The following is a 21,724-nucleotide window of genomic DNA, read 5'->3' on the forward strand; positions in this document are numbered from 1 at the left end:
CTTGAGCCTAGCGGAAATACCCGCAAATGCCTAGGCAACTGCACAGCGAAATAGCGCTTTTCTACAGCTTATCCACAGATTCGGGCCTGAATAACGATCAGGGCATTATTTCTTGTCCGTCATAGGCAAAAATGCGTCCTGATTGCTCCGCACTCAAGCTGTTTAGAACCTGCAACATCCGCGACGCCGAATCATCCGGGGTAAAACGGTCAGGCGCATTATGCCCGCCGCCGAATGGCTCGCTAAGCGGTGTTTGCACCGTGCCAGGGTGAAGGGCCGTGATGATGGCTTCCGGGGTTTTCCTCTGCCATTCAATCGACAGGTTACGGATCAGCATATTCAGCGCCGCCTTTGACGCGCGATAACCGTGCCATCCGCCCAGCCTATTGTCGGAAATGCTGCCGACACGCGCCGATAATGCCGCAAAAACGCCGCGCTGCTTGCGGGGCATGAGCGGTAGGAAATGCTTCGCAACCAATGCCGGACCGATGGCGTTGATTTTATAATTTTCCGTCATCCATCCGACATCCAATTCACGCAGACTCTTCTCCGGCCCGCGATCACCGCGGTGCAACACACCGCTTGCGACGATCACCATATCAGGCTCCAAGCTGCGACCCTTCAACACTGCTGCTGCCTGGGCGATGCTTGCTTCATCGGTTAAGTCGAACCCGTTCGCACGGTTTAGCCCAATCACTTCGTCATAGGCGCCGCTTGCCTGCAATTGCCGAACAAATGCCGCGCCAATACCGCCCGATGACCCGATAACAACTGCGGCTTTCGTAAGAGTTTCCATTTACGCATCCTTTTTGCTTGTTTGCCGCTGGTAATTTGTTCATTCAAGCTCAATTCATCCTTAATGCCATAGATCGGTGAGCATAGAAATTTATCTATGATGCTTTCTGGCGGATCATGCGTTATGTTTGTTGGAAAGAGCCTTCCCACTATTACGGAGAGAATTGAATGAAGTCAGTTTCGAAATTTGCCCTTGCGTTTATGATTGGCACATTGGCTATCACGCCCGCCGCTTACGCAAAAAAGGACAAAAAGAAAGACGAGGCCGCGAAGAACGCCAGCAGCGGCCCCCAATTGTCGCCCGAGTTTCGCACTGCTTATGCCCCGGCGGTCAATCCCTTTGTCGACAATAAATTTGAAGAGGCAAAGGCAGCATGGCCCGCAGCAAAAGCTGCGATAAAGAATGATGATGATAAATATCAAGCTGGCATTTTTGCCGTTCAATTGGCCGCAAAAACAAATGATGCCGCGCTTCGTCAAGAAGGTTATGAATTGTTGGTCGCATCGAATTTCACCCCGGCGGAAACCAAGCAATCAATATATTTTGAGCTGGCGGCTGCGCATTATGATGCAAAAGATTTTGCTGCGGCTGAACCCAAACTAATCGGGGCTTATGAAGCTGGCTATCGCAAATCCGATATTGAATCGTTGATCGCGACGACATTGGGGCAGCAAAAGAAATATGCTGAAGCTACCGCATGGATTCAACGCGGGATAGACGCAAAAACCGCCGCTGGTCAGGCGGTACCGCCGAATTATTTGAAGCAAGCGGCAAATTACGCACTGAATATGCAGGACAATGCAGCCATAAATAAATGGATGAAAATGCTGATTAAGGTTCAACCCGATGCCAGCAATTGGCGCGATGCGTTGAACCTGTATATGCGCTCTGCCAATTTGAATGAAGCGCAGACATTGGACATCATGCGTTTAATGCGCGAGAATAAGGCGATGAAATATCCACTGGAATATGCGCTATATGTAGAGTCAATCGGCGCGATTCGGTATCCGGTTGAGGTTAAGGCCGTGTTGGATGAAGGGATTGCTGCTGGTAATATCCAACAAAGCGATCCGGGCATCAGCGATAGTTACAAGACAGCGGCAAGTGTGGCCGATGAAGATATCCGCACCCTTGCCTCCACCGAGGCTGAGGCGCGGGCGAGCTCTTCGGGAAATAAGATAGCGCTCACCGCCGATGCCTTTTTCAGTCAGGGCAAATATGCGACCGCGCAAAGCCTGTATGAGCTAGCTCTTACGAAAGCCAATATCAATGACAAGGACGGTGCAGACCGAACCGCTCGGGTTACGATGCGTCTTGGAATGGCAAAGGCAAAACAAGGTGATTGGGCAGGGGCAAAGGCCACACTGGCGGGCCTGACCGATGCAAAACGCAAAGAAATGGCTGAATATTGGATGATTTATATTGATCAGCAAATGGCCAGCGCAGCCGGCTAAATAGGCCGCTATACTGACAATGAAGGGGGCGGTATTTATTGCTCCCTTTATTGTGACCTGCTCTTACATGCTATCGGGAACCGGAACCCCCGGCTCATCCTTGGCGGTGCGGATGGTGAGGGATGTTTTGACGCTGCTGACATTTGGCGCAGAGGTTAATTCCGATGTCAAAAGCTCTTGAAATGACTGAAGATCGCGGGCCAATATCTTCAAAATGAAATCTATTTCTCCGTTCAGCATGTGACATTCGCGCACATCGGGAAGCGCGCGGACATGGTCTTCGAACGCTTTCAAATCTTCTTCAGCCTGACTTTTCAAACTGACCATTGCGAAAACGGTGATGGTGTACCCAAGTGCCGCAGGATCGATATGGGCATGGTAGGATTTTATCACGCCTGACTGTTCCAACGTCCGCATCCTGCGCAGACAAGGCGGAGCGGTTAGTCCCACTTTAGTGGCCAGATCTACATTGGTAACGCGTCCATCCGCCTGCAGCTCTTTCAAAAGCTTCAAATCTATCGGATCCAAGTTCAAATTCGGCATGATGTTGTTATTTCCCTGATGAAATTTGCGTCTGGTTATAATTATATTATATCAAAATGCAATTGTCCCATAGTGTGACGCGGTCAATTCCCCCCTATCGACTGGCCAGTAATCCGGTTATTGAAGGTGATAAATAAAATCTGAATCACAGGGAAGAATGTAAAGTTGCGCTTTGATGACCGCCTTCAAACAAGTTTAAGTCATGCTGCGAATGATAGCATAAGTGTTGCGACAAGGTGGCGGCAACTGATTGATATTTTGTCTCAAAACCCTCGGCACTTCCCGCAAGATTCGATTATATCGGGTTTGCAGCAGGCCCGCCGGTTGCTTCCTCACACAAAAATGGAAGACCGATTGGCGAGCGTTAAATCGTTATCAGGCCGGATCAAATCTGCGCCGCTGGTGCAGCTTTTATCCGCTGATTTGGCTCCTGTCGCGTCTGCTGCCGTTGCGGGCGCAAATTTATCCGATGAAGAATGGGCGGCGATCATCCCGAACCTTCCGATACGTGCTCGCGGTTTTTTAAGGAACCGCAAGGATCTAGGCCCAAAAACAATGCGGGCTTTGCGTTATTGGTCGTCGGCCGACTTTGCCTTACCAAGGCCAGCGGCCGAAGAAAGTCAGCCACATTCGCTCGATTCTCCAATTATTGACACAGCTGCAAAAGCTTCGATTGTCTCAGGCAGCACAGAAAAAGTGCGGATCGGCGAAATCGTTGAGAGGATCGAACGCCTGCGTAAAGACAGGGAGGAAAAGGCCAGCGGGAATGCGCCCATTGCTGCACCTCCGCGTATCGCTGAGAGTGAGGGTGAGATAACAGAAATCCGTTTTGAAACGGATGATATGGGCACGTTTTGCTGGGTAGAAGGCGCGCCGCGCGGTGCGATTGTCGGCATTGGCATTGCTGAACCCGCGTTTGACGATAGCCCTGGGCCAGATGCCTATGGGGCCGCTGCATTTCGGCAGAGAATGCCGCTTGAAAATGCACGTATGCGGCTTTGCGGAGGGCCCGCTATCGAAGGTGAATGGCGAATCACGGCAACGCCATTTTTTGATAATATAAGTGGCCGTTTTTGCGGCTATCGCGGCATATTGCGCCGCCCCAATGTTGCCGAAAGCCCGCAAATACAGGCACCTGCGAAGCAGGGTGAGCAATTACAGCAATTGGTGCACGAACTGCGCACGCCACTGGGTGCGATTATCGGTTTCTCTGAAATTATCGAACAGCAGTTGTTTGGCCCGGTATCGGCGGAATATCGCCATTTGGCGCATGATATTGTGCAGGATGCAAAGCGGCTACTGTCTGGCTTTGATGATTTGGCCATGGCCGCGAAAATCGAATCAGGTCGTTATGACGCCGGCTCTGGCGTGACCGAATGCGGATGGCTTGCCCACCGGTTAGCTGAGCGGTTGCACGGTTTAAGCGAAACATTATCGGTAACGTTAAACCTTGCGAAAGCCGACCCTGTGCGGCCATTTGCAATTGATAGCAATTTGGCCGAACGCCTTTTTTCGAGGCTTTTGTCTGCGATTATGATCGGTTGTGAAGCGGGCGAGGAATTGTCCGGCCGTTTTTACACCGAGCGCGGCCATCATATCGTCAACAAATTCACGCTTTCACTGCCACTGAAATTACAAGAGCTTAGCGAAGAGGAGCTGCTCGGCTCTATTCCATCTGAGCAAGACGACAATCAAAGCGCGCCTTTGCTGGGGCTTGGCTTCTCATTGCGGCTTGTGCGCAACCTTGCACGAAATGTGGATGGTGATTTACGCTTTCAAAAGAAAAGCCTGCTATTGATGCTGCCAGCTGGTCTTGAAACGGACCTGCAATTTAGGGGCAAAGAAAAGGACTAATCATGTTTGGCAATGGGGGCATTTTGCGATGAACGCAGTTCCCAAAGTCATGGCCCACCCTCAATTTGTCGATACGAACAAATTGGGCGGCCCTCGATTCCTGATCACTGTGGATACCGAAGAGGAGTTTGATTGGGACGCACCCTTTTCGCGCAGTGCGCATGGTACCGAACATGTAGTCGCTATTTCCCGATTTCAGCAAATGTGCGAGTCTCACCGGGTTAAACCAGCTTATTTGATCGATTATCCAGTGGCCAATGATCCAAGGGCGATTGAGCTGTTGGGCGGTTATGCCCATGATGGCCGCGCTGATATTGGGGTACAATTGCACCCTTGGGTAAATCCACCGTTCGACGAAATAGTCAACCGGGATAACAGCTATGCCTGTAATTTGGAGCCAGCCCTGGAACGGCAAAAATTGTCAGTCTTGCATGAGACAATAACCGAAAATTTTCGAATAAAGCCCGATATTTACCGTGCAGGGCGCTATGGTGCGGGCGATGCAACAGCGGATATTTTAAGGGAGCTGGGTATCTGCATAGATACGTCGGTCAGATCTCATTTTGATTATTCATCCCAAGGCGGTCCTGATTATTTTGATTATCCCTTATCGCCTTATTGGATACAGCGTAGCGAATTGATGGAGTTGCCCATCACAACCGTGTTTCGGGGTATTTTGCGCAAGATGGGCGTGTCTGTATTTCGGGACATGCTGTCCTCCAAAACCTCCCGTTCAATTATGGCTCGCACAGGTATGCTAGAGCGCATCGCGTTAACGCCCGAGGGCATACCGCTGACCAAGGCGATTGAGGGCATTGATTGCGCTTTGCAAGATGGAGTGCCGATATTGAACTTTTCGTTTCATTCTCCCTCTTTGCAGCCGGGACATACGAATTATGTGAGGAATGAAGCGGATCTGGAAATTTTCTACCAATGGTGGAACGGCATATTTGCACATCTGGACAAAAACGGTGTGGCACCCATTTCGGTGCGCGAAATAAAGGAAGCTTTTTTTGGTTAATTGCGGCAATTTGGATTTAGATTCACATTGTCACTTGCCATTGGCCAATGGCTTCCGCTATCGGCGCTGCTCGGTAGCATTGGTTACCGGGCCTGTAGCTCAGTTGGTTAGAGCTGGCCGCTCATAACGGCTAGGTCGGGGGTTCGAGTCCCTCCGGGCCCACCAACGCTCCATTAGGTCTAATTGACCCGTTTGGATAAAAAATTACCAGTTAAGGCGATTTTGTTTTGCCTTTATCAATTCTCCGCATTAGGGGAGCTTCCAAGTCGGGGAGTAGCGCAGCCTGGTAGCGCATCTGGTTTGGGACCAGAGGGTCGCAGGTTCGAATCCTGTCTCCCCGACCATTTTCCCAATGATACCGACTTATTGTCCGTCTGAGGCGGTTTTCTCCAACGCCGGTGCCGATTGTGCATCCTTTTGCTCGGAAATTTCTTGCGCGGTTATTTCTGCATTGGCGTCGGCTTCTACTAAAGCTGCTGCCTTTGCAGCAGCCTGCTCGATACTATTGGCCTCGGCCTCTATCTCCGCGCTTGATGATGTGGGTTCAAGGTTAGCGCCCTCATCGGAACAAGCGGTAAGCGCCAATGCCAAGGTGAAGGCCGCATATCTCATGGTTTTGGCTCTAAGGCCAAGCTGCCTTCATAATTCGCAACTTTCATCAAAACCGCGGTCCATGCAGCAACATTTTGCCGGAGCTGCGCCTTGTCCACCTTGTCCAGCGTATCATCCGGCGTGTGGTGCAAATCAAAGTAACGGGTGCCATCCTGTTGCAAATCAATGATGGCCAAATTTTGCGCGTCAATGATTGGCCCGACATCTGCGCCGCCGCCTGCTGCCTGTGTGCCCCGCGATATCCCAAGCGGAGACAGAGCGCTGGCTATATCACCTGCAAGCTGACCGGCGTTTTCGGGCAATTTGAAATCGACACGCCACACCCGGTCGGCGCCAAAATCCGATTCCATGGCGAGTCCGTGCGGTTCATTCTTATATTTTTCACCATAAGATTTGCCGCCCCAAATGCCCACTTCCTCTGCACCGGCCCAAAGCAACCTGATGGTGCGTTTGGGCTGACCCGCCTTTTTAACTATCAAGGCAGCGGCGGTAATGATCCCGCAACCCGCCGCGTCATCGAAAGCACCGGTCCCCAAATCCCAACTGTCAAGGTGACAAGCGATAACGATAGGCGGCAAATTGCTGCTGCCCTTTACCTCGGCGATGACATTGCCAGATGTTTGCATCCCGATATTTCGGGGCGTCATTACCAATTTCAACTCAATAGGTTTGCCGCGCGCAATCATGCGTTGCAGATTTTCCGCATCGGGCAGGGATAGTGCACCTGCAGGAATCGGAGTTACACCGGCTTCGAAATTGGTATTCCCGGTATGCGGGTTACGGTGGTAATCGGTGCCTGCCGAACGGATCACGATCGCTGCTGCGCCTTTTTTTGCCGCGATATTGGGACCAATGAAACGCGCTCCGCCAAATGCGCCGTAGCTGCTGCCATCCTGCGTGCGCTGCATTGCATGATTTACAAACGCGATCTTGCCCTTCAATTGCCTATCATCGGCGGCCTGCAAAGCGGCCAAATTGTCAAAATAGACGACTTGCGCGGTCAATCCGGTATCCGGTGTACTGCCGCTATTGCCAAGCGCAGTGATGGCCAGTTTTTGCGGGAAGGGTGAGACGACTTCTGCTACTTCCGTTCCGCGCACCCATGTGGGCATTTGATATTCTTCGATCCGAACATTGTCCAATCCCAGCATTTTAAGCTTCGCCACTGACCATGTCCGCGCCCGGGCCTCTGCCGCGGTTCCGGCCTGACGCGGTCCAATCTCTGTGGTTAAACCTTCGACGATATCCCATGCCACCTCATCATTTTTCAACGCATCTTGAACCGGGTCCGCAAATGCCGGCGCGGTTAGGGCAGAGGACAGCGCAAGCGCGCAGGCGAATGTCAATTTTGTATATCTCATTCGTGGGACATTATCGCCAAAAGTGGCAATTGCAATGATGTCCAAAAGCAAAACTTGCGAGTGCAGCTCCCTGACGCTAGGGGCTTTGCCATATCCCGAACAGTTGGCGGAATATTTGCCGCCCCATTTCAGCAAGGAACCAACATGGCCGCCCAATATAGTTTTGTAATGAAAAATATGAGCAAAACCTTCCCCGGCGCGAGCAAGCCGGTGCTCAGTAGTATTAACCTGCAATTTTACCCTGATGCCAAAATCGGTATCGTGGGACCCAATGGCACCGGTAAATCGACGCTGATGAAGATTATGGCCGGAATCGATACCGAATTTACCGGTGAGGCATGGCCCGGCGAAAATATCAAAGTGGGCTATCTGGCACAGGAACCGCAGCTGGACGAAAGCAAGACCGTTAAGGAAAATGTTATGGACGGCGTGCGGCCCGTCGCCGACATGATCGACCGGTTTAATGAAATATCGATGCTGATGGGTGATCCGCCCGAAGATGCCGATTTCGACGCGCTGATGGAGGAAATGGGCACGCTGCAGGAAAAAATCGACGCGGTTGATGGATGGTCGCTGGACAGCCATTTGGAATTGGCGATGGAGGCACTGCGCTGCCCGCCTGGCGACAGCGCTGTCACCAATTTATCCGGCGGTGAAAAGCGCCGTGTTGCGCTGACCCGCTTACTGCTGGAAAAACCTGACATATTGCTGCTCGACGAACCGACCAACCATTTGGATGCGGAGAGTGTAGCGTGGCTGGAAAAGCATCTGTCGGATTATAAGGGCAATGTGATCCTCGTAACTCACGACCGCTATTTCCTTGATAACGTAGTCAGCTGGATACTCGAACTCGATCGCGGGCGCTATTTCGTTTATGAAGGCAATTATTCGACCTATCTGGAAAAGAAAGCCAAGCGCCTGGAACAAGAAGCACGCGAAGATAGCGGCCGCCAAAAGGCGATTAAAGATGAGCTGGAGTGGATACGGCAAAGTCCAAAGGCGCGGCAAACCAAATCGAAGGCCCGAATTAAAAGCTTTGACCAGTTGATCGAGGCTCAGGAAAACCGGGCACCGGGCAAGGCACAGATCGTCATCCAAACCCCCGAACGGCTGGGCAGCAAAGTGATTGAAGTAAAAAATGTCAGCAAAGCATACGGCGACAAGCTGCTGTTTGAAAATCTGTCTTTCACCATTCCGCAGGGCGGTATTGTTGGTGTCATTGGTCCCAATGGCGCGGGTAAATCCACATTGTTCAAGCTGATCACAGGGCAGGAAACCCCCGACAGCGGTGAGGTAGATATTGGCGATACCGTCAAATTGGGATTCGTGGATCAAAGCCGCGATGACTTGGACGCCAACAAAAATGTGTGGGAAGAAATTTCCGATGGCGCTGATTTCATGAAGGTTGGAAAACATGAAATGCCAACCCGCGCCTATGTTGGCGCGTTTAATTTCAAAGGAACCGATCAGCAGAAAAAAGTCGGCCAGCTGTCTGGTGGCGAACGCAACCGCGTGCATATGGCAAAAATGCTGAAGCAAGGCGGCAATGTGCTGCTGCTTGACGAACCGACCAACGATTTGGATGTGGAAACGCTGTCGGCGCTGGAAGAGGCGCTGGAAAGCTTTGCAGGATGCGCCGTGGTAATTTCGCATGACCGCTTCTTCCTTGACCGCCTGGCAACCCATATTTTGGCCTTTGAGGGTGATAGCCATGTCGAATGGTTTGAAGGCAATTTTGAAAGCTATGAAGAAGACAAGATTGAAAGATTGGGTGAAGAGGCAACGCGGCCTAGCCGGACCACGTATAAAAAGATGACAAGGTAAATCTCTGTCCAACCCCGGCCGAAGAGCAAAGGAGTTTTGCAATGAAGATGACGAATAAAAATGTGATATTTTTTGGCCTGGCTTTACTGGTCGGAATTTATTTAGGGCTGCAATATCCGTTGTTTGGTATGGTGTTGCTGATACCGCTGATCATCTTTGTCGTGGTCATTTTGATGCGGAATAAGTCGGGCGAACTGGCTGACGCGGCTTCAACCGAAGAAGCGCGGAATTTTCAAGTCAGGCCTGGACTGTCGCGAATTTATGTCATGCGTGACGGCTTTGTGGGCGGTCAGCAAGGGATGAACATCACGATTGACGGCGCGATGAATAGTCAAATTCGGTCCAAATATTTCCTGATGCTCGACGTCGAACCAGGTAAGCATCAGGTAACAGCGCAAATGGCGAGCGGCACGAAATCGGCGGAATTGGTTTATGACGTTGAAACCGCCGATGGCGAATGCGTGCTTTTGGACGCGAAACTCAATGTCGGCCTTCTGCAAGGCACGCCCACATTTGATGAAATCCGCAAACCGCATATTGCAAAAGATAAATTGGCAAAGCTGAAGCTGGTGAAGTGGAAAACGTAATTATGGCTTTGCGGTGCGAAGTGGGCTGGCGCTGGCAATAGATATGGGGCAGGGCTTAACATGCTCTGCTTTGATTTCACCCTTGAAATGGATTCGGGCGGCACTGTCGTTGCGCTCAACTTGTAAGTTTACGCAGTAACCTGTATCGTAATAATGCCTGTTGCCGCTTGCCCCGACTTTAGCTTTTCTGGGCAGTAGGAATTCATATACACCGGCGTTAATTTGGATACGTGGCGTTTTATAGAAATCTTTTGAACTTACGATGGCGTAATGTCCTCCTCGGCCGCTGCGATCCAGATCGGATATACGAAATTCTTCCATTGCAAAGATTGAGCCCAGGGGGCGAAATGCCTGATACTCACGGTATGTCCCAACTACACCAATGGACCACAGCGAAATAAATCCAAAGCAGAGCAGGGTTACAACGAACCCAACCGCGATTCTATTGATCAATCCGCTGACCAAAGCCGCCGATATAATTCCTGCTGCCACTCCGATTCCAACGGCGACAAACAAAACATCATCGTCAAAAAATTCATTATCGCCTTTCAGCATATAAGTATCCGAAAAAGAGATGCCAACAATGAAAGGTGCTGCAAACAGGAATAAGAACAGAAACCCAATGAAGTTCCATAAGAGCATGTTTTTGGGTGGAACAGCCGTTTCCTCCCATTCATAACCGCGCACATCTTGATCTAAATATGCCACAAACGCTCTTTCATTTTCTTAATCGGGCACCTTAATAGCAGGCAATCGTTAAGAAAACGCGTTGGCTATGAGGCCTTCGGTTAGTCTCGGGAAGTAAGCAGGCTCACCCCAATAATTGCTGCCATCGCTGCTGCGAAACCGGGGACAATTTCATAAAGGCTGCTGCTCCAACCGATGGCGATCCACAGCGCAACGACGCCCGCGCCAGTCACAAGGCCGGCAACCGCTCCGGCACCGGTCATCCGCTTCCATGTCAATGCCAAGATAATCAATGGACCAAATGCGGCGCCAAAACCGGCCCAGGCGTTGGACACCAGCCCTAGCACTTCGCTTTCCGGATCGGCTGCGATCACCGCTGCTATTATTGCAACGGCCAAGACGCATAGCCGTCCAACAGTGACCATTTCCCGCTCGCTCGCGCCTTTACGCAGGAACAGGCGGTAAAAATCTTCGGTTAGCGAGCTGCTCGCAACCAATAGCTGAGAGCTTATCGTGCTCATAATAGCGGCAAGCAGCGCCGCGAGCAGGAAGCCAGTAATCAAGGGATGAAATAGCAAATTGGCAAGCAGGATGAAAATTGTTTCTGCATCGTCAAGCTGCATTCCATTTTGCTCGACATAGGCACGGCCCAATATGCCGACACCGATAGCGCCAAGCAATGCGATCCCCATCCAGATCATGCCGATATTACGCGCAGTAGGGACATCCTTCACACTGCGCAGCGCCATAAAGCGCACAATAATATGCGGCTGCCCAAAATAGCCAAGGCCCCACGTCACCGCCGACACAAAACCCAGAAAGGTCAGCCCTTTTGTCAGGCTCAAATATTCTGGATCAATGGCGGTTAACGTTGTGCTGGCCGCCGTCCAACCGCCATCGTCATATAAGATCACGGCGGGCATTAACACCAATGCCACAACCATGATGCATCCCTGCACAAAATCGGTCAGCGATACGGCCAGAAATCCGCCAAACATAGTGTAGGCTACAACGACTCCGCCGGTAATATAGATGCCGAGCATATAGTCGCTGATGCTCGTAATATCGAACAGGCTGGCAAAGCTGCTGACAAATAACTTACCGCCACCGACAAGTCCGGCAGCGGTATAGACCGAGAAAAATAGGACGATGATTATAGCCGATGTTACGCGCAGTGCCGTTGCCTGATCGGGGAAGCGATTAGCCAAAAATTCTGGTATCGTAAGCGAATTGCCATAGCTTTCGGTTTGTTCGCGAAGACGCGGAGCAACGACAATCCAATTGGCCAGTGCGCCGACAAACAAGCCAATGCCAATCCAGGCCTCAACAAGCCCCGTGGCATATAATGCGCCTGGAAGACCAAGCAAAAGCCAACCCGACATGTCCGACGCCCCGGCAGACAGCGCCGCAACCGCCGGTGACAATTGCCGCCCGCCCAGCATATATTCCTCACTATTGCCGGTCGATTTACGCCAAGCGTAAAGACCTATAGCGATCATCAGGAGGAAATATAAGGCGAGGCTGATCAAGGTTCCTGTTTGCATCGCCGCGGGCTACCATAATGGGCACCGATGTCAAATTTACGTCGCTATGGCACCACCCATTGTCCCGACCAACCTTGGGCAACAGGATCAAAAATAAACTGCGCGCGCCGATGCCCCGCATTGGCGAGATAGAGCCAGTCGATCCGGTCAAAGGCAAAATATAGGACCGCAAAATTATCGCGGGCATCGGTTAGTTGCGCTTCATCCGGTTGCTTGCCTTCTATCCAGGAAGGCAGGCCTGATGTTGGCGATGCGCTGGCGCTCCCTGGCGCAGCCTCGGCCATGTAGCATCGCCGGGCAAAGGCCGTTGACCGCGTCCATGCCTCATCCGCATTTGATGCAATATCGGTCCTTCCTGTGCCCTCAAAGCGCAGCTGCAGCTTTGCCGCTTCGTCATATATCAAAACAGACATTTCTTGTCGGCTGTCGACCTGCCCAACCTTGGCGCTCCGCCTATCGGTATGGAAACGCATCCGCTGCGCTTGCCAATCTATTTCGCGCAGGATCATCACCCGCTGCGTCGGTGCACCGTCATGCGTGAGACTGGCGACGACCGGATGATGCGCCGGCGCTTTGCGGTTGGTCACGCCGTCGGCGAGAACAGTTTCAATATGATCGAGGCAAGCGTTTAGATCATCGTAATAATCAGGAAGGGGCAGCGGCATATCGGTCATTCTTGTGGTTCAAAGCGGCCAGTGGCCTCATCGAGCACATGGAGCCGTCCCTCGGCTATCGCAAACCATGCCCCGTGCAATTTAATTTGCCCCGCTCGCTCCCTTTCTGCGATAAAGGGAAAGGTCCGTAAATTGGCAATGCTTACTTTTACCGATTCCATTTCGAGCGCTCGTTGCGGATCCTCACAACATGATGCAACAACCGCGTCACGGGCTTCATCGATAATCGACATCCAATCATCAATGAAGCTGGGGCCGGGTTCCCCCAAATCACCGCCGGTGAGCGCCGCACTAATCCCGCCGCATTTTCCGTGGCCAAGGACAACAATATGACGGACATTCAGGCCCGTCACGCCAAATTCAATGGCCGCTGATGCGCCGTGGCGGCCGCCGCCTGTTTCATAAGGCGGGACAAGATTGGCCACATTGCGCAGCGCGAAAACCTGTCCGGGGACAGTGTCAAATATTGTTGCTGGATCGACGCGGCTGTCGCAACAGGAAATGACCATGACGGGCGGGGCCTGCCCTTCATTTGCTAACTCGTCATAACGTCCTTTTTGTTTGATATAACCGTCACTGCGAAATCTTTTATAACCTTGCAACAAATGCGCAAATTCAGGCATTAAAACTTATCCCCTCTTATTACCTGTACATTTCCGACGGTGAGCAGCAATCGGTGCGTTTCCAATATTGGCTCTATGCGGTCAATCAGCGCCTGCGCTTTTTCGTCCGAAGCGATGGCCAGCAAAATCGATTTTGCCGCCGCTCCTGTCACATCATCATGTTGCCATTCGCCGTCACGCCCGCCCCCTGAATCGACATGGATCACGCTCCATCCAGAGATACCGGCAGATTTAATCATATTGATGATGATCGGCATCAACGGCGTGTCGACCAATATTTCAATTCGTTTTCGAACGACTGTATCAACCATGTTATCTCCGTCCCTCTATATCATCATCTGCACCATCGCAGCATATAGGGTTATGCCAAAGATGATGTTGAATGGAAATGTGATGCCGAGCGACATAGAAAGATAGACGCCCGGATCGGCTTCTGGCACCGCGAGCCGCATGGCTGCGGGTACGGCGATATAGGACGCGCTGGCCGCCAATACCGCCAATATCGCGGCAGAACCCGGATCAAGGCCGATGGCGACGCCGATAACTGCACCGACCATACCATTTGCCACCGGCATCAATATAGCCAATATCACGAGCGGCAGTGTTAACTTTCGCGATTGAATAAGCCGCCGCGCCGCGACCAACCCCATATCCAGAAGGAACAGGCACAATACGCCGCGAAAGCCCGTGTCGAACAGCGGTTTAACCGGCGCAAACCCGTCTTTGCCTGCGATAATCCCGATAATAAACGCACCGACAAGCAATATGACCGAACCGTTGGAAAATACCTCATGCATCAATTTGGCGGTGCTTTGCTTTGGTGCGCCGGGGGTTTCAACCTTCTTGCCGTGCAGAAGCAACAAACCGCTGATAATCGCGGGCGTTTCCATCAACGCCATGATAGCCACCATATATCCGGCCGGTTCCAAACCGCGCCCGGAAAATATCTCCTGCGCCGTCACAAATGTTACGACGCTTACCGACCCATAATGCGCCGCAACCGCGCCTGCATCGACGGGTTTTAATTTACCGAACCGAGTGAGCAGGAAATAGGCGGGTACCGGCAAAAGGAAGCTGAGCCCCAAGCCCGCCAAAGCGGCTAACGCCAATTGCGCGCTGAAACCTGCTTCCGCTACTTCTATGCCGCCTTTTAAACCGATTGCGGCCATGAGATAAATGGACATGGCCTTGCCGAACGCTTCTGGAATAGACAGGTCGGATTTGATGAGTGCCGCAAAAAATCCCAGCACGAAAAACAGAATAATCGGGGAGGTTAAAGTATCAACGATCATGGCCGGATTCCAAATAGAGCAAGTCTGCTGCCTGCATTAGCATCCCGCAAACCATTGGCAAGCGAACAAGTCGGCGTTATGTGAGCTATTTATGAACGAACAAACACGCATAGCGAAGGATGATGCCCGCGCCCCTCGGACGCGCAAGCCCGATTGGATTCGAGTGAAGGCTCCAACGAGTCAGGGGTTTAATGAAACCCGCAAATTGATGCGTGACTTGAACTTGAACACTGTCTGCGAAGAGGCGGCCTGTCCCAATATCGGTGAATGCTGGACCAAAAAACACGCGACAGTGATGATATTGGGTGATGTATGCACCAGAGCCTGCGCCTTTTGTAACGTCAAAACCGGTATGCCGAAAATGGTTGATCCGTTGGAACCGGAACATGTTGCCGTTGCTGCCGCTAAATTGGGGCTGGAGCATATTGTCATCACATCGGTTGACCGCGATGACCTGCCCGATGGCGGGGCGAGCCAATTTGTGAAGGTGATCGAGGCGCTGCGCCGCAACACGCCGGACACGACCATCGAGATATTGACGCCGGATTTCCGCAACAAGGCCGAAGCCGCGGTGGAGGCTATCGTGACCGCACGCCCCGATGTCTATAATCACAATCTGGAAACCGTGCCGCGGCTATATCCAACCATTCGTCCTGGCGCCCGTTATTATGCATCCATCAGGCTGCTGGAAAATGTGAAGCGGCATGACCCATCTATCTTCACCAAATCCGGTATCATGCTGGGGCTGGGTGAGGAGCGTATGGAGGTGCATCAGGTCATGGACGACATGCGCAGCGCGGATATCGATTTCCTGACTATGGGGCAATATCTGCAGCCCACGCCGCGCCATACGAAAGTCATCGATTTTGTAACGCCTCAGGCTTTTGACGCCTATGCAGCAATTGCCCGCGCAAAGGGGTTTCTGCAAGTTGCCTCCAGCCCGTTGACTCGCTCCAGTTACCACGCGGGCGAGGATTTCGCCCAGATGCGCGCCGCCCGCGAAGCGAAGCTGGCCAAGGCCGCAAAATCGTAAAGTAGCCGCCCGATTATGCCAAGCCATCACGAACGCCGCGAATTGCCGCATAGCGCCGCGCAAATGTATGATCTGGTCGCTGACGTGCGCAGTTACCCGCAATTTCTCCCATGGGTCAGCGCGATACGGGTGAGGCAGGAAAATCATAATGAATTGCTGGCGGATATGATCGTCGGGTTTAAGTCATTAAAAGAAACATTTACATCTCGGGTTATGAAGGTACCTAAATCGTCTATCATTGTCGATTATCTGGATGGCCCAATGAAGCATCTGCATAATCAATGGATATTTGAAGATTTGCCCGGCGGCGGTTCTGTTGTGGATTTTAGCGTCGATTTCTCGTTCCGCAACGCGCTGTTTGAAGCCATGGCAGGGCAGTTTTTCGATAGCGCATTGCGCAAAATGACTGGTGCATTCATCGCGCGCGCGGATCAGCTTTACGCAGCGGGCGGCAATAATAATTCCAAAGCATAGGCGGCCGCAGCGCCCCTGATTGCCGCACGGGAACGGTCGCTCCCAAAATCTTTCCTGATTGCGGTCACGTCTTTTTCAAGCTGCCCCTTTTGGGCCAGTGCGAACACTACCGTGCCAACGGGTTTTGCCGATGATCCGCCGCCCGGACCTGCGATCCCGCTAATCGCGACCGCTGCGTCCGCGCCGCTGACACGGACCGCGCCAACCGCCATAGCGCGCACGGTTTCTATCGACACGGCGCCGAATGATTCCAATATCGCCGGATCAACCCCCAATAATGCGCTTTTGGCTGCATTGGCATAGGTGGCAAAACCATATTCGAAGACGGCGCTGCTACCGGCCACCTCGGTGAGCGCCGCGCTCACCAGTCCGCCGGTGCAGCTTTCTGCGGTTGCGATCTTTCGGCCGAGCCGGGCATTTTCCGCAACGACCCTTTGCGCTAGGTCGGAAATTAGGGCTGGGAATATCACCTCCACGTCCATCAACCTGCTTTATAAAGGGTTGCGACGGCCTGCGACGCGATGCCTTCCTCGCGCCCCGTAAAACCAAGCCGTTCGGTCGTTGTGGCCTTCACCGAAATTGCGGCAACATCTACACCCAATATCGCCGCCAGTTTTTCCCGCATTGCGGTCCTATGGCGTCCGATTTTCGGGGCTTCACAGATAATCGTCACATCGGCATTGGCAAGGGCATAACCTTCTTGCCGAGCCAATTGCATAGCATGAGCCGCAAATTGATCGGACGATGCGCCGCGCCAGCGTTCATCACTCGGCGGGAAATGATCGCCAATGTCGCCGAGCGCCATCGCGCCCAATATCGCGTCGGTCACCGCGTGCAGGGCGACATCGGCGTCGCTATGCCCGGACAGACCATGGCTATGGTCAATCCGAACACCGCACAGCCATAATTCTTCATCTTTTACCAGCTTATGAACGTCAAAACCCGTCCCACATCTGATTGGCGGCATAATATTGTCATCCATGGATTCATCTCCAAAATCCTGTGCAAATGTATATTTGGACAGCGCTTCTTCGCCCGGAACCAGCGCAACATCGTGCCCAGCGGCCATTGCCATGCGCGCATCATCGGTGGCTTCTTGCGAAACATCCCAATTTTGATGCGCGTCATAAATCGGGGCAAAATGAAAAGCCTGCGGTGTTTGCACCCGCCACAGGTCTTCGCGCGGCACGGTACCTGCCATAACCTCATGGTCACCGGCAAAATGCCCTCGCGCCAGGCTATCGACAACGGGCAAGACGGGAACGGCACCGGAATGAGTGGTCAATGCGGACAGCAAATTATCAATTACCGAAAAAGTCAGAAATGGCCGAGCCGCATCATGGATCAACACTTGGCCGGGAGCGGATTGCGATAGATATTTCAAGCCCTGATGCACACTATCACGCCGTGTATCGCCGCCTGTGACGATTATCGGCGGTGGCAATCCTTCCAGCGCCAAACGCGCTTGTTCTTCTTGCCCGCCGCCAATGACCACTATTATTCGGTCAATGGCGCTATGGCTGGCAAATATTTCGTAACTATGGCGCAGCATCGGCTTGCCGCCGATTGATCGATATTGTTTAGGGATATCGCCGCCTGCTCGGCTGCCAATGCCCGCTGCTACGATAATCGCCGCAATATCTTTCTGTTCGCTCATCCTTGCGGCTTTAACCAGACAGGCCTTGCCCGCCAAGTATAATGACGGTAAAGGCCTGCCTAAATTTTAGGCATTATGGTAATGATGAATTTAAAGCCCATCCAAATTGGCCCGATAACAATCGAAAGCCCAGTGATTTTGGCCCCGATGACCGGCGTGACCGACTTGCCGTTTCGTAAGCTTGTGCGCCGTTATGGTTCAGGCCTCAACGTGACCGAAATGATCGCAAGTCAGGCGATGATCCGCGAAACCCGTCAGTCGATTCAAAAAGCCGCCTGGGATCCCGCCGAAGAGCCTGTCTCTATGCAGCTTGCCGGCTGTGATCCACAGGCCATGGCCGAAGCAGCAAAATTAAACGAAGACATGGGCGCGGCAATAATTGATATCAACATGGGCTGCCCAGTCAAAAAGGTTGTCAATGGCCATGCTGGATCGGCTTTAATGCGCGATTTGAAACTGGCAGCTAGTTTAATCGATGCAACGGTGAAGGCGGTATCGGTTCCGGTAACCGTGAAAATGCGGATGGGATGGGACCATGCCAGCCTGAACGCACCGGAACTTGCCCATATTGCCGAAGATTTGGGTGCCAAGATGATTACCGTTCACGGCCGAACGCGCAACCAAATGTATAAAGGCAGCGCCGACTGGGGCTTTGTTCGTAAGGTAAAAGACGCAGTCAAGCTGCCGGTCATTGTCAATGGCGACATTTGCACCATTGAAGATGCCAAGATCGCATTGGAAAAATCCGGAGCGGACGGCGTGATGATTGGCCGAGGTGCCTATGGCAAGCCATGGTTATTGGGCCAAATGATGCACTGGTTTGCCACTGGCGCCGAACTTGCTGATCCGCCGATCGAAGAGCAATATGAAGTGATCACCGAACATTATCAGGCGATGTTGGACCATTATGGTCCGCAAGTGGGCGTACCTTGCGCCCGGAAACATATTGGCTGGTATACCAAAGGGCTGACGGGATCAGCCGAGTTTCGCAATCATGTGAACCGGATCGAGGACGGGGCCGAGGTCCTGAGCGAACTGGCGCGGTTTTACGATCCGTTCTTGTCTCGCCAAGCCGCCTGATCCCGCAATTATGCCTGTCATTGCGCGCCCCGATAAACAACAGATATTGGATAATATCCCGCTGCCCATGCTGCTGATCAACCGGCGCGGGACAATCGGTTTTTCAAATAATGCCGCCGAAAATTTCTTTGGCCGCAGTCAAAAGAAAATGGCCGAAATGGCCGTTTCGGCGCTGATCACATTTGGCGATCCGGCGATGGTCCGTCTGCTTGATGAAAGTGAAGGCGACATTAGCGCGCAGGATGTTGTGGTCATTGCCGCTGCGGGGCCGATCAACAGCGATATATCCGTTTCGATCCTGCTTGATTTTCCCGATTGGCGCATGGTGATGCTTTCGCCCCGTCACGGCGGAAGAGTGCATATAAGCGACCATGACAGCGAAGGTTCGCAGCAAGCCATGGGCGCGCCAGCTATTTTGGGGCATGAGATAAAAAATCCTCTCGCCGGGATCAAAGGAGCGGCGCAGCTATTGGAGCGCAAAGTTGACGATAAAACAAAGCCGCTAACCGATCTGATCGTCAATGAAGTCGACCGTATTGCCCGGTTGCTCGACCAAATGCAGAATTTGGGCAACAGCACGCCGAGCAATTTGGATGCGGCAAATATCCATTTGGTCATAGAGCGCGCGATCCGGTCCATCCGCGCTGCGAATCGCGCTTTGCCCGAAATTATGATCAATTACGATCCGTCGTTACCCGATGTGATGATTGATGAAGACGCGATGGTTCAAATCTTGATAAACCTTATCCAAAATGCCGTAGATAGCCTTGATAATAAATCAAACTCTGTCATCGGTATCGGCACCAGATTTGTGATGAGCGGCGAATTACGCGATGCTGGTGATGACAGAAAGTCGGTCAAACTACCGATTGAAGTTACAGTATCGGACAATGGTCCGGGTGTGCCCAAGCATATTGAAAATGAACTTTTTTCTCCATTTGTCACGACAAAAAGGGAAGGGCAGGGGCTGGGTCTTGCGATTGTTCGGAAATTGATGAAGCAGATGAGCAGCCGCATCATATATGACCGCGATGAGGATAAGGGGATAACCTATTTTCGGCTATTCCTTCCGGTCGCGGGGCCAGCGGGAAGAAAATAATGAAAAAGATAAAGGTTCTGTTGGTAGAAGACGACGCGTCTATCGGTGTGGTAATTTCCGCAGGCCTCGCCGCCGAAGATATTGATGTCGAAATTTGCGACAGCGTGGCGATGCGCGACGTTGCGCTATCGGATGATGAATATGATGTGATGATCACCGATGTCATCTTAAAAGACAGCGATGGTATCGATAGCCTCGGTTCAGTGAAAGAGCGCCATGGCGACATGCCGATAATTGTCATTTCTGCACAGAACACTTTGGATACAGCCGTGCGGGCCAGCGAGATTGAAGCGTTTGAATATTTCCCTAAACCCTTTGATCTCAATGACCTGGTTATTGCAGTTAAACAAGCGGCAGAACGCCGCCAATATCCGCAGCAGCCCGAACGCGGGCTTGTCGAAGCGAACATGCCGATGGTTGGACGCAGCGCGGCGATGCAAGAAGTTTACCGGATGGTTGCCCGGCTGCTACGCAATGATCTGTCCGTCTTAATATTGGGGGAATCTGGTACGGGTAAGGAGTTGGTGGCGGAAGCTATCCACAATTTGGGGCAACGTAAAACCGGTCCGTTTGTGGCGGTCAACATGGCTGCCATTCCTGCCGAGTTGATCGAGGCGGAGCTATTCGGTCACGAAAAAGGCGCCTTCACTGGCGCAGTCGGGCAATCCATCGGACGTTTTGAGCAGGCGCAGGGCGGCACGCTATTTCTCGACGAGATCGGTGATATGCCGAAACATGCGCAAACAAGGCTGTTACGCGCGCTGCAAAGCGGTGTGATCAGCCGTATTGGGGGCAAAGCCAGCATTCGGCTCGATGTGCGCATCATCGCTGCCACCCATCAAAATCTGGAGCAGCAGATTGCCGCAGGAAAATTCCGCGAGGATCTCTATTATCGATTAAATGTCGTTCCAATCAATATGCCGCCGCTTCGGGACCGGCCTGATGATATTGGGTTATTGGCAAGACATTTTCTGCAAATGGCGGCAAAAGAGGGTCTGCCAGAGCGGCAATTGGATGATAGCGCGGTTGACCTGCTGACCCGAATGCCATGGCGCGGGAACGTCCGGGAACTGAAAAACCTGATGTACCGTGTCGCGTTGGTGAGCCGGGAAGATGTGATTTCGGAAGCTGCTATTCTGCAGAGCGGCGAAGCCAGCGATGATGTTGCGTTTCCCGCCGGCGGATGCAGTTTCGAAGCCGCTGTGAGTCAGTTTTTGGCCAACCATAAAAATCGCGGTCATGCCAAAGAGAAAATTTATCCCCGGGCATTGGCCGCGTTTGAGGTGCCTTTGCTGAAAATGGTGATGAAACAGGCCCGCGGCAACCAATTAAAGGCGGCTGCTTTGCTCGGCATAAACCGCAATACCCTGCGTAAAAAACTCACCGAATATGGGATCGGCGCGAACAACACAGGGTGAATTGACGCTTTGACGCGATGATTTGACTGAGACACCCCCTTTTGTGCTTTCCTTGCAACGAAATCACTGCGATAGTGGCTTTATGGCAACA

22 protein-coding genes and 2 tRNA genes are annotated in these 21,724 nt (G+C 52.3%); 12 read left to right on the plus strand and 12 right to left on the minus strand.

The genetic code is table 11. The annotated features are described in order from the left end of the window. Positions 1-97 precede the first annotated feature (97 nt). Entirely contained in the window at positions 98-796 is a 699-nt protein-coding gene (locus ACFOWX_RS06405; RefSeq protein WP_381422402.1) for an SDR family NAD(P)-dependent oxidoreductase, read from the minus strand. A gap of 167 nt (positions 797-963) precedes the next feature. On the opposite strand from ACFOWX_RS06405, the gene ACFOWX_RS06410 reads away from it, so the two are divergent. Continuing rightward, positions 964-2,250 (plus strand): hypothetical protein, encoded by a 1,287-nt coding sequence (locus ACFOWX_RS06410; protein WP_381422404.1) that lies wholly within the window; start codon positions 964-966, stop codon positions 2,248-2,250. A gap of 63 nt (positions 2,251-2,313) precedes the next feature. Here the strand turns inward: ACFOWX_RS06410 and ACFOWX_RS06415 are convergent, their stop codons facing one another. Beyond that, entirely contained in the window at positions 2,314-2,793 is a 480-nt protein-coding gene (locus ACFOWX_RS06415) for an Lrp/AsnC family transcriptional regulator (protein ID WP_381422406.1), read from the minus strand. A 354-nt stretch (positions 2,794-3,147) separates the two neighbouring features. Here ACFOWX_RS06415 and ACFOWX_RS06420 point away from each other — a divergent pair, with 354 nt between their 5' ends. The 4 genes from ACFOWX_RS06420 to ACFOWX_RS06435 all read left to right on the plus strand — a co-directional run bounded on the left by ACFOWX_RS06420 (position 3,148) and on the right by ACFOWX_RS06435 (position 6,012). Continuing rightward, positions 3,148-4,647: a histidine kinase dimerization/phospho-acceptor domain-containing protein gene (locus ACFOWX_RS06420; protein ID WP_381422408.1), complete on the plus strand. Its 1,500-nt coding sequence runs from the start codon at positions 3,148-3,150 to the stop codon at positions 4,645-4,647. A gap of 28 nt (positions 4,648-4,675) precedes the next feature. Further along, on the plus strand, positions 4,676-5,668 hold the full coding sequence (locus ACFOWX_RS06425) for a polysaccharide deacetylase family protein (RefSeq protein WP_381422409.1): 993 nt from the start codon (positions 4,676-4,678) through the stop codon (positions 5,666-5,668). A gap of 88 nt (positions 5,669-5,756) precedes the next feature. Then, positions 5,757-5,833: transfer RNA gene (locus ACFOWX_RS06430), tRNA-Ile, on the plus strand. 102 nt (positions 5,834-5,935) lie between these two features. After that, positions 5,936-6,012: transfer RNA gene (locus tag ACFOWX_RS06435), tRNA-Pro, on the plus strand. Positions 6,013-6,031: 19 nt separating this feature from the next. On the opposite strand, the gene ACFOWX_RS06440 is transcribed toward ACFOWX_RS06435, so the two are convergent. Together ACFOWX_RS06440 and ACFOWX_RS06445 are read right to left on the minus strand one after the other, a co-directional pair. After that, the gene (locus ACFOWX_RS06440; protein WP_381422411.1) at positions 6,032-6,280 is read right to left on the minus strand and encodes a hypothetical protein; all 249 of its coding nucleotides are present in this window, start codon (positions 6,278-6,280) and stop codon (positions 6,032-6,034) included. Next, positions 6,277-7,641, minus strand: a complete 1,365-nt coding sequence (locus tag ACFOWX_RS06445; protein WP_381422413.1) for a M28 family peptidase — start codon at positions 7,639-7,641, stop codon at positions 6,277-6,279. Before ACFOWX_RS06445 ends, ACFOWX_RS06440 begins: the two co-directional genes overlap by 4 nt. 144 nt (positions 7,642-7,785) lie before the next feature. Here ACFOWX_RS06445 and ettA point away from each other — a divergent pair, with 144 nt between their 5' ends. Continuing rightward, positions 7,786-9,465, plus strand: coding sequence for an energy-dependent translational throttle protein EttA (gene ettA, locus ACFOWX_RS06450; protein ID WP_381422415.1), 1,680 nt, complete (start codon positions 7,786-7,788; stop codon positions 9,463-9,465). 41 nt (positions 9,466-9,506) lie between these two features. Continuing rightward, entirely contained in the window at positions 9,507-10,052 is a 546-nt protein-coding gene (locus tag ACFOWX_RS06455) for a hypothetical protein (protein ID WP_381422417.1), read from the plus strand. On the opposite strand, the gene ACFOWX_RS06460 is transcribed toward ACFOWX_RS06455, so the two are convergent. From ACFOWX_RS06460 to ACFOWX_RS06485, 6 genes are all read right to left on the minus strand, one after another. Then, positions 10,053-10,760: a hypothetical protein gene (locus tag ACFOWX_RS06460; RefSeq protein WP_381422419.1), complete on the minus strand. Its 708-nt coding sequence runs from the start codon at positions 10,758-10,760 to the stop codon at positions 10,053-10,055. Positions 10,761-10,840: 80 nt separating this feature from the next. Continuing rightward, the gene (gene putP / locus ACFOWX_RS06465) at positions 10,841-12,283 is read right to left on the minus strand and encodes a sodium/proline symporter PutP (RefSeq protein WP_381422420.1); all 1,443 of its coding nucleotides are present in this window, start codon (positions 12,281-12,283) and stop codon (positions 10,841-10,843) included. Between the two features lie 44 nt (positions 12,284-12,327). Beyond that, entirely contained in the window at positions 12,328-12,957 is a 630-nt protein-coding gene (locus ACFOWX_RS06470; protein ID WP_381422422.1) for a pyridoxamine 5'-phosphate oxidase family protein, read from the minus strand. Continuing rightward, entirely contained in the window at positions 12,954-13,580 is a 627-nt protein-coding gene (locus ACFOWX_RS06475; RefSeq protein WP_381422424.1) for a carbonic anhydrase, read from the minus strand. The genes ACFOWX_RS06470 and ACFOWX_RS06475 overlap by 4 nt, the downstream gene beginning before the upstream one ends. Beyond that, positions 13,580-13,891: a P-II family nitrogen regulator gene (locus ACFOWX_RS06480; RefSeq protein WP_381422426.1), complete on the minus strand. Its 312-nt coding sequence runs from the start codon at positions 13,889-13,891 to the stop codon at positions 13,580-13,582. The genes ACFOWX_RS06475 and ACFOWX_RS06480 overlap by 1 nt, the downstream gene beginning before the upstream one ends. Before the next feature lie 15 nt (positions 13,892-13,906). Next, the gene (locus ACFOWX_RS06485) at positions 13,907-14,872 is read right to left on the minus strand and encodes a sodium-dependent bicarbonate transport family permease (RefSeq protein WP_381422428.1); all 966 of its coding nucleotides are present in this window, start codon (positions 14,870-14,872) and stop codon (positions 13,907-13,909) included. 91 nt (positions 14,873-14,963) lie between these two features. Between ACFOWX_RS06485 and lipA the strand changes: the two genes are divergently transcribed. Continuing rightward, complete coding sequence (lipA, locus tag ACFOWX_RS06490) at positions 14,964-15,905, plus strand: lipoyl synthase (protein WP_381422429.1); 942 nt, start codon at positions 14,964-14,966, stop codon at positions 15,903-15,905. A 15-nt stretch (positions 15,906-15,920) separates the two neighbouring features. After that, a complete protein-coding gene (locus tag ACFOWX_RS06495) occupies positions 15,921-16,379 on the plus strand; it encodes a type II toxin-antitoxin system RatA family toxin (RefSeq protein ID WP_381422431.1) in 459 nt (152 codons plus the stop codon). Here the strand turns inward: ACFOWX_RS06495 and ACFOWX_RS06500 are convergent. Both ACFOWX_RS06500 and ACFOWX_RS06505 read right to left on the minus strand, forming a co-directional pair. After that, positions 16,343-16,861, minus strand: a complete 519-nt coding sequence (locus tag ACFOWX_RS06500) for a CinA family protein (RefSeq protein WP_381422433.1) — start codon at positions 16,859-16,861, stop codon at positions 16,343-16,345. The two genes, ACFOWX_RS06495 and ACFOWX_RS06500, sit on opposite strands and share 37 nt — an antisense overlap. Further along, positions 16,861-18,036: a bifunctional 2-C-methyl-D-erythritol 4-phosphate cytidylyltransferase/2-C-methyl-D-erythritol 2,4-cyclodiphosphate synthase gene (locus ACFOWX_RS06505; RefSeq protein ID WP_381422435.1), complete on the minus strand. Its 1,176-nt coding sequence runs from the start codon at positions 18,034-18,036 to the stop codon at positions 16,861-16,863. Before ACFOWX_RS06505 ends, ACFOWX_RS06500 begins: the two co-directional genes overlap by 1 nt. Before the next feature lie 81 nt (positions 18,037-18,117). Here ACFOWX_RS06505 and dusB point away from each other — a divergent pair, with 81 nt between their 5' ends. The 3 genes from dusB to ACFOWX_RS06520 are packed head-to-tail and all read left to right on the plus strand — an operon-like array spanning position 18,118 to position 21,633. Then, the gene (dusB, locus tag ACFOWX_RS06510; protein WP_381422437.1) at positions 18,118-19,116 is read left to right on the plus strand and encodes a tRNA dihydrouridine synthase DusB; all 999 of its coding nucleotides are present in this window, start codon (positions 18,118-18,120) and stop codon (positions 19,114-19,116) included. Positions 19,117-19,126: 10 nt separating this feature from the next. Further along, on the plus strand, positions 19,127-20,215 hold the full coding sequence (locus tag ACFOWX_RS06515) for a two-component system sensor histidine kinase NtrB (protein WP_381422439.1): 1,089 nt from the start codon (positions 19,127-19,129) through the stop codon (positions 20,213-20,215). Continuing rightward, positions 20,215-21,633, plus strand: coding sequence for a sigma 54-interacting transcriptional regulator (locus ACFOWX_RS06520; protein WP_381422441.1), 1,419 nt, complete (start codon positions 20,215-20,217; stop codon positions 21,631-21,633). The genes ACFOWX_RS06515 and ACFOWX_RS06520 overlap by 1 nt, the downstream gene beginning before the upstream one ends. Positions 21,634-21,724: the final 91 nt, after the last annotated feature.

Source organism: Sphingorhabdus arenilitoris (assembly GCF_042651485.1).
GTDB classification, from domain to species: domain Bacteria; phylum Pseudomonadota; class Alphaproteobacteria; order Sphingomonadales; family Sphingomonadaceae; genus Sphingorhabdus_B; species Sphingorhabdus_B arenilitoris.